Annotated in this window: 13 protein-coding genes; 8 read left to right on the top strand and 5 right to left on the bottom strand. The window is 51.4% G+C overall.

The genetic code is table 11. The features are described 5' to 3' along the window. Nucleotides 1-22 precede the first annotated feature (22 nt). The 3 genes from BUB59_RS02500 to rpsD form a co-directional block, all read right to left on the bottom strand. Nucleotides 23-601: a hypothetical protein gene (locus BUB59_RS02500; RefSeq protein ID WP_073225303.1), complete on the bottom strand. Its 579-nt coding sequence runs from the start codon at nucleotides 599-601 to the stop codon at nucleotides 23-25. Further along, on the bottom strand, nucleotides 589-1,014 hold the full coding sequence (locus BUB59_RS02495) for a hypothetical protein (protein WP_143160188.1): 426 nt from the start codon (nucleotides 1,012-1,014) through the stop codon (nucleotides 589-591). Before BUB59_RS02495 ends, BUB59_RS02500 begins: the two co-directional genes overlap by 13 nt. A gap of 524 nt (nucleotides 1,015-1,538) precedes the next feature. Continuing rightward, a complete protein-coding gene (gene rpsD, locus BUB59_RS02490) occupies nucleotides 1,539-2,144 on the bottom strand; it encodes a 30S ribosomal protein S4 (protein ID WP_073225300.1) in 606 nt (201 codons plus the stop codon). Nucleotides 2,145-2,306: 162 nt separating this feature from the next. Here rpsD and BUB59_RS02485 point away from each other — a divergent pair, with 162 nt between their 5' ends. After that, a complete protein-coding gene (locus tag BUB59_RS02485; protein WP_073225298.1) occupies nucleotides 2,307-2,711 on the top strand; it encodes a sugar 3,4-ketoisomerase in 405 nt (134 codons plus the stop codon). 33 nt (nucleotides 2,712-2,744) lie between these two features. Here BUB59_RS02485 and BUB59_RS02480 read toward each other — a convergent pair whose 3' ends face one another. After that, on the bottom strand, nucleotides 2,745-3,731 hold the full coding sequence (locus tag BUB59_RS02480; protein ID WP_073225416.1) for a GNAT family N-acetyltransferase: 987 nt from the start codon (nucleotides 3,729-3,731) through the stop codon (nucleotides 2,745-2,747). Between the two features lie 103 nt (nucleotides 3,732-3,834). Between BUB59_RS02480 and BUB59_RS02475 the strand changes: the two genes are divergently transcribed. From BUB59_RS02475 to BUB59_RS02460, 4 genes are read left to right on the top strand one after another with little or no spacing between them, the layout of a single operon-like run. Beyond that, nucleotides 3,835-5,076, top strand: a complete 1,242-nt coding sequence (locus tag BUB59_RS02475) for a DegT/DnrJ/EryC1/StrS family aminotransferase (RefSeq protein ID WP_073225296.1) — start codon at nucleotides 3,835-3,837, stop codon at nucleotides 5,074-5,076. After that, on the top strand, nucleotides 5,076-6,335 hold the full coding sequence (locus BUB59_RS02470; protein WP_073225294.1) for an O-antigen translocase: 1,260 nt from the start codon (nucleotides 5,076-5,078) through the stop codon (nucleotides 6,333-6,335). The genes BUB59_RS02475 and BUB59_RS02470 overlap by 1 nt, the downstream gene beginning before the upstream one ends. Next, entirely contained in the window at nucleotides 6,320-7,198 is an 879-nt protein-coding gene (locus tag BUB59_RS02465) for a glycosyltransferase family 2 protein (protein ID WP_073225292.1), read from the top strand. The genes BUB59_RS02470 and BUB59_RS02465 overlap by 16 nt, the downstream gene beginning before the upstream one ends. Nucleotides 7,199-7,201: 3 nt before the next feature. Beyond that, nucleotides 7,202-7,942, top strand: a complete 741-nt coding sequence (locus tag BUB59_RS02460; protein WP_073225290.1) for a glycosyltransferase family 2 protein — start codon at nucleotides 7,202-7,204, stop codon at nucleotides 7,940-7,942. Here the strand turns inward: BUB59_RS02460 and BUB59_RS02455 are convergent. Continuing rightward, the gene (locus BUB59_RS02455; protein ID WP_073225289.1) at nucleotides 7,902-8,429 is read right to left on the bottom strand and encodes a hypothetical protein; all 528 of its coding nucleotides are present in this window, start codon (nucleotides 8,427-8,429) and stop codon (nucleotides 7,902-7,904) included. The two genes, BUB59_RS02460 and BUB59_RS02455, sit on opposite strands and share 41 nt — an antisense overlap. Before the next feature lie 163 nt (nucleotides 8,430-8,592). On the opposite strand from BUB59_RS02455, the gene BUB59_RS02450 reads away from it, so the two are divergent. The 3 genes from BUB59_RS02450 (at nucleotide 8,593) to purL (ending at nucleotide 13,959) form a co-directional block, all read left to right on the top strand. Next, nucleotides 8,593-9,240: a hypothetical protein gene (locus BUB59_RS02450; protein ID WP_083540134.1), complete on the top strand. Its 648-nt coding sequence runs from the start codon at nucleotides 8,593-8,595 to the stop codon at nucleotides 9,238-9,240. Nucleotides 9,241-9,251: 11 nt separating this feature from the next. After that, nucleotides 9,252-9,824 carry a hypothetical protein gene (locus BUB59_RS02445; protein WP_073225287.1) on the top strand — a complete coding sequence of 191 codons (573 nt, stop codon included), beginning with the start codon at nucleotides 9,252-9,254 and terminating at the stop codon, nucleotides 9,822-9,824. A gap of 259 nt (nucleotides 9,825-10,083) precedes the next feature. Continuing rightward, the gene (purL, locus tag BUB59_RS02440; RefSeq protein ID WP_073225285.1) at nucleotides 10,084-13,959 is read left to right on the top strand and encodes a phosphoribosylformylglycinamidine synthase; all 3,876 of its coding nucleotides are present in this window, start codon (nucleotides 10,084-10,086) and stop codon (nucleotides 13,957-13,959) included. Nucleotides 13,960-13,980 lie beyond the last annotated feature (21 nt).

Raw genomic sequence — 13,980 nt, 5'->3', positions numbered from 1 at the left:
CGTCTTATCAAAAAGTTCTTGTCTAAAACAGATTGTACTGAACCGACAGGCCGATGCCGCCGATAAGTAGGGTTTCATTGTTGTTGCTATTCCAGCTGCCATGGCCGTAACGCCACCACACGATGTTATAGTTGGCGGTTAGCGAAACCATCAGGTTGTCCATGACGTAGTAACCTAGACGATATCCGTATCTGGGGTAAACCCGTTCCTGGTCGATGAATTCGTCACCGACTTTCTCCTGCATGTAGTCGGAGAAATTGTTTGCGAATAGCAGATAGGAGAAGCCTCCATAGATCTCGAAATAAACGTTCTTGTAGGTGGCCGACCAGGAAACCAGATTGAAATCCATGACGTATAGCGAAACGCTTTCGTTTCCGTCGTCGAAGGAATATCCAATGCGGGTGAGCCCGAAGGACATCTTGTAGTCAATGAGGTTTTGCGGTTCGTCAAAGACGCCTACGCCCAGGGACCAGTTCACGATACCTGCCGGACGATAGACGTTATTCTCGCTCTGTAAACGGTTGTCGCCTAGATTGCCAAACGCGAAGAATGCGTTGGCGTAGGTAGCCAGAAGGAAAAGGCAAAGAACTAGAATTCGCATTTGCTTTCTCCCTTTTCAGCAGAATAAATATCCAGACCGAATTTAATTTCCCGAACAGGGCCGCCGTTATAGATTCCGACCGCCTTGCGACCGAACTCCCCATCATTTGTCTCGAATAAGAAATGACCGTCTTTTATGGTTCCGTCTGTATCAGGACGGTTTTCCCGAACATCCCACACGGTGGTGGTGTCCTCGTATTTGTCGGAAAGCTCTGGTTCGCTTTGGCGATACTTTATTTCGTGGATGTATGCATGGAGGGTGTCGATGCATAGTTCTGAACAAACATAAACTCCGGTCGAATAATCGCCGTATGTTTCCTGCCCTTCGTGGTAGTAGCAGCCGCTGGCTTCTGCCAAGGTGGGAAGGCGGTTCTGTGCGTAAGATGTTCCGTGATCTACATAAGGACATCCCACCAACAATAGCAGACTAGCGAAAGGTATCAGTGCGCAAAGTTTGTTCATAACCCAAATTTTAAAAAAAAACTCGGGCTTGGCGCTCGGGTTCTATTTAAGTAAAAAATGTGAAACGGCGGGGGCCGCGAGGGTGCCACAGGCTGTCGCGGAGTGGTGTTTTAGTGATTTGCTAGTGCGAAAAGGGTGATTAGCGATGTTTTACACTAGGATTTTTAGTTTGTATGTGGTAGTAAGGCCTGTTTTGGGGAATATTTAGTGGCTGGACTAGTGCGAAAAGGGTGGCTGGCGATGTTTTGCACTAGCTTTGTGGGGCTGGGTATGGTAAATTGTATTAATTTGTTCAAAAACCCTAGTGCAGGTTGCTTAGAAAAAGAACTTTTGCACTAGGATTTTGCCAAAAGCCCTGCTAGACGTAACTGCCAAAAGCCATTCTAGGCACGATCGACCATTTTGCAAAAAAAGAAACACCCGCATTTCTGCGAGTGTTTCCAAATGTTCCAGTTGTCGTTGGATCAACTCTAGCGTTAGCGAGAGTAGTATTCCACAACCAGCTGTTCCTGCAGCTGAACGGGGATCTGATCGCGGAGCGGGAGCTTCACGAGAGAACCGGTCATCTTAGATGCATCAACAGTCAGATATTCGGGAACAGCTGCGCCAGCGGCCAGTGCTTCCTTGATCTGAACGTGTTCCTTAGACTGTTCGCGAACTGCGATCACGTCGCCGGCCTTGAGCTGACGAGCGGGAGAGAAGCTACGAACGCCGTTCACGGTGAAGTGACCGTGTGCAACGTACTGACGTGCTGCGAAGATGGTGCGAGCGAAGCCCATGCGGAGCACTGCTGCGTCCAGACGGGTTTCGAGCAAGATCATCAGGTTGTCACCTGCAGAACCGGCGCGACGGTTTGCTTCGGCATAAGCCTTAGAAAGCTGTGCTTCGGAAATGTTGTAGGTGAAGCGAAGACGCTGCTTTTCGACCAACTGCTGCTTGTACACAGAAGCGGACTTCTTGCGGTTCTGACCATGCTGGCCAGGTGCAAAATGACGACGGTCGAGAGCCTTCTGAGTCTTCTGAGAAACAGCAAGGTCCAGGGAACGGGCAACCTTGCCCTTAGGTCCACGGAAAGAGGACATATTAACCTCGTAAAAGGAAGCTCTTTGGTTAACACGTATGCTGGTAGAGCTTAACACGACATACGCTAAGTGTGACCCATATATAGAAAAACTCGCGGTGGGTTTCAAGTGAAAATAGGGCGAACTACCCCCCGAAGTACGGGTTTTCACTATATTTACGTCATGAATTGGAACGAACCCCAGCTAATTGATATCCCTATTGCCCATGACCAGCGCGGTAACCTGAGCGTGGTGGAAGGCGGTCAGTTGATCCCCTTTGACATCAAACGCCTGTATTACTTGTATGACGTTCCGGGTGGTGCAACCCGCGGGGGACATGCCCATCGTAAGCTCCGCCAGCTGATTATCGCCGCTAGTGGCAGTTTTGACGTGGTGCTGGATAACGGGAAAACTCGACAGAAGTTCTCCCTGAATCGTTCCTACAAGGGCTTGTATATCCCTACCATGACTTGGCGTGAGATTGAAAATTTCAGTAGCGGTGCGGTGTGCATGGTCTTGGCTTCCGAGCACTATGACGAGTCCGACTATATATATGAGTACGAAGACTTCCTGAAGGAAGTGAAATAGACTTCGATTTAGATTTTCCGCTGGATGTGGATGCTAGAATTTTTTGGTATAGCTAGCGTTTACAGTCCCCGTGGCTCCAAAAGATTCCTTATAATGGAACAGGTCCTCGTTGAGGATGTTTCCTCGATCTTCTGTTGAAATGCCCCAGGAGAAGCTGGTGTAGCCCTGCTGTGCCGCTTCCTGCAATGCCATGATGTTCATGGGCGTGGTGTGGTGGAACTGCTCGAAGCTTTCATCGGGGGAGATGTTCTGGTCGTGAATCACCTTCGTTTTGGGGAATACGAACTGCAACATCCCGCAGACGTATCGGCCATTGTAGAACAGTCCCTTAAAGCGGATGTTCTCGGGTAATCTCTGCTTCAAGTCCATCAAGTCTTCCAGGGTGTGGATGGGCTTGGTATGGTGTTTTTCCTTGGAGATGACCAGAAATTTATAGAAGGTGGCGATGTCTTCTTCGCTGGTGAGGTCGCGATACTGGATGCTTCCCTGGGGGACGGTTTCGGCGAACTTGTTGAATTCTTTCCAGAGCCTACGCTGGTTACGGTTGCATTGCGCCACAATGTCCATGTCCTTGCACAGCGGGTTTCTGCTGCTCAGTTCCGTATAGCGGCTGTAGCCCAGATGTTCCAGCATGTAGTCCAGCAAGTCGGGACTCTCTTCGGCGAACAAGGCTGGGGTAACCTTCAGGCGGGCACTCTTGAATTGGGATGCAAGATGCTGGTCGGCCTGGGTCAGAATTTCCTTGAGCTGGCTTGCGTTATAGCAGGTCTTGGCAATCACGGGGCCGCCAAAGGTGGATCCGGGATGGGAGACAAATTCCCCATCAATTTCTGCGCCCGGGAAGTAGGCCACGATAACGCCACCCTTGTGCAGGATAAAGCTTTTTTCTACGAATCTTCCCTCGGGATGGTAGTTCAGGAAACGTCTGCTTTGCAGGAAGGTTCCGTTGACGGATTCCTGGTCTACAAAACGGTCCAGTCGCTGGTCCAGTTCCTTGGTGTAGGGCAAAATTTCGTACATGTCCATAAGTTAGAAAAAGATTCGTCCAGCAAAACAGCGGTTTTGTCGGTTTTGTAAGAATTTGGCGGTTTCCTGAAAAGGGATATTTACTACTTTGGGCTACATGATTCAAGTTCCCTATTATCCCTTAAAGCGTGTGGTGGATTCTTATAGCGGTCGTCTGCAGAAGGCTGCAAGCCGCGTGGTGGAATCCGGCTGGTATATTCGTGGCGAGGAATGCCGCAAATTTGAGGCAAACTTTGCGGAGTATTGCGGTGCCAAATATTGCGTTGGGGTAGGGAACGGTCTGGAGGCACTTTCCCTAATCTTGAAGGGTTATATTGAGCTTGGTCGCCTGGAACCGGGCGATGGCGTCATTGTGCCGTCCAATACTTTTATTGCCACCTGGCTTGCGGTAAAGGCTGCGGGGCTTGTGCCTGTGCCTGCTGAACCGGATGCTGATACATGCGTGTTGACCTTGGGTTCTGTGGAGCAGGCTTTCTTGAACGCAACCTATAGCAATATTCGCGTCAAGGCGATTCTTGCGGTACATCTGTATGGCCGCCTTTGCCCTATGGATCGACTGAAGGCTTTTGCGGAAGATCGTGAAATTCTTTTGCTGGAAGATGCTGCCCAGGCTCATGGCGCCACCATGGATTGGAATAATTCATCCGATTCCCGTCGTGCCGGTAATCTGGGCGATGCTGCAGGCTTTAGCTTTTATCCGGGCAAGAACCTGGGGGCTCTTGGGGATGCTGGCGCTGTAGTCACCAACGATGAACCGCTAGCCCAGATGGTCCGAAAGATCGCTAATTACGGCTCCGAAAAGAAGTACGTTCATGAATGTGTGGGCGAAAACTCTCGCTTAGATGAAATCCAGGCTGCCGTTCTTTCTGTAAAGCTTCCGGAACTGGATGAAGAAAACGCTAGACGCAACGAAATTGCGGGGCGTTACCTCTCTGAAATTAGGAATCCTCTGGTAAAATTGCCTCTGGAAGCAACTGTTTTGCCTTCGGGACACTTGAGGCCCAACTGCATGTGTGGGGTGGTTGCCACTGACGACGATTTAAGATTCCACTGCAATTGCGTGTGGCATATTTTCCCGGTGCACTGTGGATATCCCGATGGGACCAGCTGCCGCGACGCCCTCCAGCTTCATTTGGCATATCATGGCATTGAAACCTTGATTCATTATCCGACCCCGCCTCATTTGCAGAAGGCTTTCGTGGATGCCTATGGGGTAGTGGGCTATCCCATCGCGGAAAAGCTGGCCAGGGAAGAATTGAGCTTGCCACTTCATCCCTTTATGACGGAAGTGGAAATCCAGGCGGTCATCGATGCCGTCAATAGTTTTGAGGCTCGTTAATGTTTGCGAAGAGTTTTCTTGGCTCTGGTGCAGTAACCGCATTTAACGCTCTGCGGGCTTTTGCCATCAATAAGTTGCTGGCAATTTTCCTGCCGCCGGCGGCCTTTGCCTGCGTGGGGCAGTTTATGAACTTGCTCTCTATCGGGCAGGCCACATCCAGCTTGGCTCTGCAAAACGGGTGGACCAGCTTGACTGCCCAGAATAAGGACAATGATAAGGAATTGCTGGGGATTTGGCATGGCGGTTTTAGACTGACCACCTTCGCAACCTTGTTTACCTGCATTGCGGCGGTACTGTTCTGCTTTATGGCGCCTCTGGAAAGTCTGTTTCCGGGAATGAATACCCGCCTGGTGCAAGCTGCCATCCTGTTTGCCTTGCCTGGCATTCTGTCCTCCAATATTATTACCATCACGGCCGCCGTAATGAACGGTCTGGGAGAGAATAAGAAATGGGCTCTCATCAATATGATAGCCTCCATGTGGCAGGTGATTTGGGTTGCGTTTTTCCTCTATACGGGGCGCCTTTCCGTACTTTCCATTATTGCGACCCAGTCGGTGGTGGCAGCCTTTTTTGCCATTCGCGTTGCAAGTCAGGCAGGCTTTAGCATTAAACGAGTCTGGTCTACGGCGGCTGATGTTCGCGGCCCCTGGCTGTCCTATGCCTTGATGGGACTGGTTCCCATGATCTTGAGCCCTGTGGTGTTGACCATCATTCGAACTTCTGTGGCTTCTAATTTTGGCAATGACGCCGCTGGCATTTGGCAGAGCGTCTGGAAAGTTTCCGACTTTTTATTCATGATGATGTCAGCCATCCTGACGGTGATTATTCTACCCAAGGTGTCCGCGAAACAGACTCGCCAGGAATTTTTTAGGCTGTTTAACCCCTTGCTGTTGCGGGTCATGGGTATCTCCCTAGTGGCAGTCTGTGCTCTTTATTTTGGTAGGGGAATTCTGGTGCAGGTCTTGTTCTCCAAGGCCTATATGGGAGCTGCCGACCATCTGTTCTACCAGCTGGTAGGAGACTTCTTTAGGGCTGGTGGTTTTGCTCTTGCGCTGGTCCTGATCGCCCGTTGCGAAACCAAGAAGTTCTTGACGGTAGAGATTATTTCCGAAGTGTTCCTGGCAACTTCTGCGGTAGTCTGCATGAGATTGCCCATGTTTGAATTTAACGGCCCCATGGTAGGCTACGCCCTGGAAAATCTGCTGTATTTTGTTGTCTTGTTTGTCATGGTTCGGAGGCTCAAGTGGAACAACCCCTAGTATCTGTCCTGCTGGCAAGCTACAACCATGAGAAGTATGTGGAGGCCGCCGTACGTTCCGTTATGGAACAGAAGGGTGTTTCCTTCGAGTTGATCGTGGTGGATGACGGCAGTCCCGATGGATCGCCCCAGCTGTTAAAGCGACTGTCCGACGAACTTGGCTTTAGACTGATTCACCGTCCTAACAAGGGACTGATCGGCACCCTCAATGAATTGCTGACCTATGCCCGTGGGAAATACTACTGCACGTTCTCTTCTGACGACGTGATGCCGCCCGATCGCCTGGCTCGACAGGTGCGATTCCTGGAAAGTCATCCGGAGGCTGTGGCCTGCTTTGGGCAGGTTATCCCCATGTCCGAAAGTGGCGTGGTGGGACAGAAGATGGACCCGCAGTTTCTGGAAGCGGTTCCTGAAATTCACTTTGATGAATTTTTCCTGGGAAAGAAGGCTCTTCATGGCTGTGCTGAAATGTTCCGCACGGAAACGATTCTTGGGCTGGGTGGTTATGATACCCGATTCTTCTTCGAGGATTACCCGCTGTACTTGCGAGTGCTTTATGAGTTTGGTCCCCAGCCGGTTTCTCCGGATATTGTGTGCTGTTATTATCGAGAGGATCACGGGAGTAACATGCACGCTAATCATGACCGCATGTACGGGGAAATCTTGAATATTATTGAACTGTACAAGGATCACGAGCTTTATCGTAGGGCTGTTAAAGTCTGGAAGGCTCGATGGTTTTCTGCATTGGCTTATGGCCAGAAGTGGAACGCCCTGAAACATCTGCCGAAACTGGCCAGTACTTCTCCTGAATTTTTGAAACGCTTTCCTAAGCTTTTTATTCCGTCTTTCCTTTTAAAACACTAGCTCATGATTACCGTCTGTGTCGCAACCTACAATGGCGCCTCTTATGTAAGGCTACAGCTGGAGAGTATCCTTTCCCAGCTGCCCCAGAATGCTGAAGTGGTCATTGCCGATGATGGTTCCACAGACGGAACTCTGGAGGTGATAGCCTCCCTTCAGGATGCCCGCATCCGGTTGCTGCCCGCGTCCAGCCATCTTGGGCCTACGTACAATTTTGAACGTGCCCTGCAGGAAGCCAAGGGCGATGTGATTTTCCTGGCGGATCAAGACGACGTTTGGATGTCGGGAAAAGTGCAGTCCATGCTGGATGCCTTGGGCGGTGATGTCTCCACAGCTCCCGCAGGTATGGCAATCCTGGCGGTTCATGATGCAAGTTTCATGGATGGGGAAGGACGTCCCTTGACCGTTTCTACGTCGGGTGGTTCCGTCAGTCGCATGTGGGAGGATCGTCCTTACAAGTCGGGACTGTTCTGCAACTGGCTCAAGAATACTTATACAGGTTGCTGCATGGCGTTTCGTCGGGAACTGCTGGAAAAGGCGTTGCCCTTCCCGAAGAATTTACCTATGCATGACCAGTGGTTAGGACTGATGGCGGAACGTCATTTTAAGGTGGCTGCTATCCAGAAGCCTCTGATCCAATATCGCATTCATAAAAAAAATGCCACCCAGCTGGTGGGCGGCAAATCTCGTGGTTTCGTGCAGCGCCTTAAGTGGCGGCTTGATCTGCTACGAAGCCTCCTGCATTGACAAATTCTTGCCAGCCCATCTGGACAAATGCGCCTGCTCGAGTCAGGTTCCCTTGGGCGGTTTCGTAATCCTTCAGGATGCGGCTCCATTCGGCAACATCTCGCTTAAACTTCACGTCCTTATGGATACGCTTCAAGAGCATGTCCTGCTTCCATTGGGCGGCTTCACCCAGGAATTTGCAGGAAACGTCCAGCGCGTCAAGATAGGCAGGAACTGCGTTGAGGAAGGTCTTCTCGAAATCCTTGGACTTGCCCTTGGCCTGTGCCAGGAGGTTCTTCTGGTTAATGACGTTCTTGCGCAGTTCGCTCATGAGTCGAACAATTCGTTCAAAATCTACCTGGGGCCAGATTAGGCAGAAAGGCCACATTTTCTTCCAGTGAAACTTGAACATGGACTCGTGGGCTGTGTTTTTTGCTCGCAGGAGTTCTTTCAAGTTCTCGAAGATAATCTGGGAAGGAAGTTTTTGTTTACTTGCGTTTTCACTCATGCGCCACAATATAGAAAAAGACGAAGTATTCCGCAGTACTAGCCCCTAACCCCTAGCCCCTAGTCCCTAAAAACATTAATTTACCCAATTTTTTCAAATCTTAACTTGCAGTTTTGTTGTAAGGAATTATATTCTATGCAGAAATCTTTAAAAAAGGAAACCTATGAATAACGAAGAACTTGAAACCGTGGCAACGGAGACCGATGCAGCCGAAACTGCAGCAAAGGCTCCCGCTAACATGAAGAAGTTTAAGATTCTGCTCATTGTCGATATCGTTCTGATTATCGGTCTGTTCATCTTGATGATGTGCATGAAGAGCTCTTACGAGGAACAGGCTAAGTCTTCCTATGACACCCAGATGACTGCTTACAAGTCCTCCGTGGATGAAGTTCGTTTTGATTTGTGGAAGTCCGTGGACCAGTACAACATGGCTTGGAACCTGGTCTATGCCACTCTGAACAGCGACAAGTCCCTGGCATCCTTCCAGGCAAATGTGAAGGCTGTAGAAGAAAACAAGGACGCTCGTCTGACTCAGCTGACTTACATCTATAGAAACGCTCTCCTGAACATGTATAACTCCGAAACCATCATCAACAAGGCTTTGGCTGAATACGGTGAACGTGGTCTTGCTGAAACCTTCCTGGTGAAGGATGAAGCAAGCGTGAAGGAAGTGGCTTGCGGTAAGGGTTGCGTGGTGACCTTCAACTTTGATGGCAAGAAGCTCAAGTCCGTGGACTACGAAGCTCTCAAGAAGATCAACATGACCGAAACCTTTAAGGTGGGTGAACCGGCCCCCTTCCACTTTGAGTAGGAGATTGCACAATGAACGTTAAAGTATTTTCCATCGTATTTACTTGCGTAGCCGCACTCCTCCTGGTGATGATCCTTGTCCAGAAGAATGGCTATGCCTCCCAGGCAAATGAAGCTTATGGTAAGAGCAGCACTGCCTACCAGAAGTATGGTTCCAGCACTCTGGAATATGTCGGCACCAACATCATGCTTTCCAAGCAGGTTTGGGCTGTGGCTTGCGGCATTGCCGAAAAGGGCGTCAAGACTTCCAGCGACATCAAGGCTATTGAACGTGCCGTTGCTCCTTCCGTGAAGGGTTCCGACAACTTCAAGACTCTGGTTCATCGTTTCGAACTGGCTCCCAGTTACTTCATCGAAGCCTCCTTCAAGAGCGTTTCTGAAGACAAGAAGACCAACTTGAAGACTCTCGCTGGTTACGCTGGCTTGAACATCTCCGCTCTCCAGGGCAATCCTTCTGCAGCAGCTGCTGATGAAGAACTGGACGAAGATGAAGAAGAAGGCGAAGAAGCTGTTGAAGAAGCTCCTGCTCCCGCTCCCAAGAAGGCTGCTAAGGCTAAGAAGGGCAAGAAGGGTAAGAAGAAGTAATTCGCTTTGAAATCCTAACTCTTTGACTCTCAACGAGTTACAAATTTCTCGAAAAATCTCGGCCTCTCGGTCGGGATTTTTTTGTTGTTTTTAGGGTGTGCGCCCACAGCTGTCATTCCGAGCGAAGTCGAGGAATCTAGCTGTTTTTAAGCTTTTTTCGGCATTTTTGAACTTTAAAGAGTGATTGTCAAAAGCTATCTTTACCTCGTAAAATTTTAAATAACACAAGGCGCCGGCTAACCCCCGGCAAGAGGTAAAAATGCTCATTCTTCGTGGTACTCCGGCTCTGTCGGACTTCCGTCTCCAGAAACTTCTGGCTGACTTCAAGAAAGAAAACCTGAACGTCGCAAGCGTTTACGCTGAATTCCTCCATGTGGTGGATCTGTCCGCCGACCTCAGCGCTTCCGAAAAGGAAACTCTGGAAAAGGTGCTCCACTACGGCCCCATGCGCGAAGCCAAGGCTCTGGAAGGTGAACTGTTCGTGGTTTGCCCCCGTCCGGGTACCATCAGCCCCTGGAGCTCCAAGGCTACCGATATCGCTCACATCTGCGGCCTGCCCGCTATCAAGCGTATCGAACGCGCCATTGCCTACTACGTAAAGTTTGAAGGCGCTGCTTCTGCCGATGCCCGCAAGGTTATCGAAGCCAAGATCCACGACCGCATGACTCAGGCCGTGTTCGCAGACACCGCCGCTCTGGGCGTCCTCTTCAGCAAGGAAGAACCGCGCCCCCTGAACATTATTCCGGTCCTTACCGAAGGCCGCGAAGCTCTCGTCAAGGCAGACAAGTCCATGGGTCTTGCTCTCTCCGCCGACGAAATCGACTACCTGGTCAACAACTTTACCGCTCTCAAGCGCAATCCCACCGACGTGGAACTGTACATGTTCGCTCAGGCCAACTCCGAACATTGCCGCCACAAGGTATTCGGTGCTGAATGGACCATCGACGGTGTCAAGCAGGACAAGTCCCTGTTCCAGATGATCAAGAACACCTACGCTCTGCACAACACCAACATCTTCAGCGCCTATAAGGATAACGCTGCCGTGATGAAGGGTGCAACTGCCGGTCGTTTCTACGCTGACCCCCGCACCAACAAGTATGACTTCCACAACGAAGAAGTGGACATCTTGATGAAGGTGGAAACCCATAACCACCCCACAGCAATTTCTCCGTTCCCCGGTGCTGCAACCGGTAGTGGTGGTGAAATCCGTGACGAAGGTGCTACTGGTAAGGGCTCCAAGCCTAAGGCAGGCCTCACTGGCTTTAGCGTTTCTAACCTGAAACTCCCTGGCGCCGTTCAGCCCTGGGAAAAGGATTTCGGCAGCCCCAGCCGTATTGCTTCCGCTCTGGACATCATGATCGAAGGTCCTCTTGGCGGTGCTGCCTTTAACAACGAATACGGCCGTCCCAATATCCTCGGTTACTTCCGTACTTTCGAACAGGAAGTTTCTGCAGAAAAGGGCAACGAAGTTCGCGGTTACCACAAGCCCATTATGCTGGCTGGTGGTCTCGGCAACATCAAGCACGACCACATCGAAAAGGGCCACATTGATCCGGGTGACCACCTGGTTGTGCTTGGCGGTCCTGCTATGCTTATCGGCCTTGGTGGCGGTGCAGCAAGCTCTGTGGCTAACGGTGCTGGTAATGAATCTCTGGACTTTGCTTCTGTGCAGCGTGAAAACCCCGAAATGGAACGTCGTTGCCAGGAAGTGATCGACCGTTGCTGGGCAATGGATGAAGAAAACCCCATTACCTTCATCCACGACGTGGGTGCAGGTGGACTTTCCAATGCCTTCCCGGAACTGGTGAACGATGGCGGTCTGGGCGGTAAGTTCGAACTCCGTAACGTTCCCAACGACGAACCGGGTATGAGCCCGTTCGAAATCTGGAGTAACGAATCCCAGGAACGCTATGTGATCGCTGTGGCTGGCAACAAGCTGGACATCTTCGACGCAATCTGTAAGCGTGAACGTTGCCCGTACGCAGTGGTTGGCGAAGCTATTCCCGAAAAGCATTTGACTCTGACTGATAAGCACTTCGGTTCTACTCCCATCGATATGCCGCTGGAAGTTCTGCTGGGCAAGCCGCCTCGCATGATCCGTAACGAAACCAGCCAGAAGCGCCCGCTCACTTCTCAGGTTGTTCCTGCTGACGCTTCCATCAAGGATATCGCACACCGCGTTCTCGCTAACCCCACTGTTGCAGACAAGACCTTCTTGATCTCCATCGGTGACCGTTCCGTGACCGGTATGATCTGCCGCGACCAGATGGTTGGCCCCTGGCAGGTTCCTGTAGCTGACTGCGCTGTTACCTCTGCAACTCTCGACACCTACGAAGGTGAAGTGATGTCCATGGGCGAACGCGCTCCCATCGCCTTGATTTCTCCGGCTGCCGCAGCTCGCATGACTGTTGCTGAATCTCTCACCAACATGGCTGCCGCTTACGTTCCGGATATGGGCCGCGTAAACCTGTCCGCTAACTGGATGGCAACTCCTAACTACGAAGGTGACGGTGCTGACCTGTACGAAGCTGTAAAGGCTATCGGTATGGAACTCTGCCCGGAACTTGGCATTACCATTCCGGTGGGTAAGGACTCCATGTCCATGAGCACTGTTTGGGCCGACGAAAAGGGTAGCCACCGCGTTACTGCTCCGATTTCTCTGGTCATCAGCGCCTTCTCTCCCTGCGCCGACGTTCGCAAGACCATGACCCCGCAGCTCATCCAGAACAACGATACTACCTTGATGTTGGTTGACCTGGCTCGCGGTAAGAACCGTATGGGTGCATCCATTGCCGCTCAGGTTTACAATATGCTTGGCGACAAGGCTCCGGACGTTGATTCCGCTAAGGAACTCCGCGCCTTCTTCGAAACCATCCAGAAGCTCAATGCCGATGGCAAGATCATGGCTTACCACGATAAGTCTGATGGCGGTCTCTATACCACCGTTACCGAAATGGCTTTCGCAGGTCACGTTGGTGTTACTTTGGATGTGAACGCTCTCCAGGGCAATGTCATCGACGCTCTCTTCAACGAAGAACTGGGCGCTGTGATTCAGGTTGCAAACGCAGACGTTGCTGCTGTTAAGGCTGCCTTCGCTGCTGCTGGCCTGGCTGATACCGTTTCTGAAATCGGTAAGCTGAACAACACTTACAACATCGTGATTGGTGACTACGCCGAAGGCCTCTCTGACCTTCGCGCCATCTGGTCCGATACCACTCGCCGCATCGCCGCCCTCCGCGACAATCCGGCTTGCGCTGAAAGCGAATACACCCTCAAGCTGGAACAGGATGATCCGGGTATCACCCCCAAGGTCACCTTTGACCTGGCTGCAAGCGCAAAGATCATCAAGGATTACTCCAGCCGCCCGAAGATGGCAATCCTCCGTGAACAGGGCGTTAACGGCGAACTGGAAATGGCTGCCGCATTTGCTAAGGCCGGTTTCGAATCCATCGACGTCCATATGACCGATATCTTGAGCGGTCGCGTAAGCCTGAAGGACTTCAACGGTCTGGTGGCTTGCGGTGGCTTTAGCTACGGTGACGTTCTTGGCGCTGGCGAAGGCTGGGCAAAGAGCATCTTGTTCAACCCCAAGGCTCGCGCAGAATTCGAAGCCTACTTCAACCGTAAGGACACCTTCACTCTGGGCGTCTGCAATGGCTGCCAGATGGTTTCTAACCTGAAGGACTTGATTCCGGGCGCAAAGCACTGGCCCCGCTTCGTTCAGAACCTCTCTGAACGCTTCGAGGCTCGTTACTGCTCTCTGAAGGTTGAAGATACTCCGGCTGTGCTCCTGAAGGGTATGGCTGGCTCTGTTCTGCCGATCGCTGTGGCTCACGGTGAAGGCCGCGCAGAATTCGCTTCCCGCGAAGCTGCAGAAGCCTGCTTGAAGACTGGCCTCGTGGCTCTCCGCTACGTGGACGGCAAGCACGAATACACCGAACGCTACCCGCTGAACCCCAACGGTTCTCCGTTTGCAATCAACGGCCTCTGCTCTGAAGACGGTCGCGCTCTCGTCATGATGCCGCATCCGGAACGCGTGTTCCGTACTTGCCAGTACTCCTGGCATCCGGCTGAATGGGGCGAAGACGGTCCGTGGATGCAGCTGTTCCGCAACGGCCGTATTTTCGTAGGCTAACCCCACCCGATTGTCATCCTG

It is taken from the genome of Fibrobacter sp. UWEL (assembly GCF_900142535.1).
Classification (GTDB): Bacteria; Fibrobacterota; Fibrobacteria; order Fibrobacterales; family Fibrobacteraceae; genus Fibrobacter.
The sequence above is the reverse complement of the archived record's forward strand: the minus strand, read 5'-3'. Positions and strand labels throughout refer to the sequence as shown.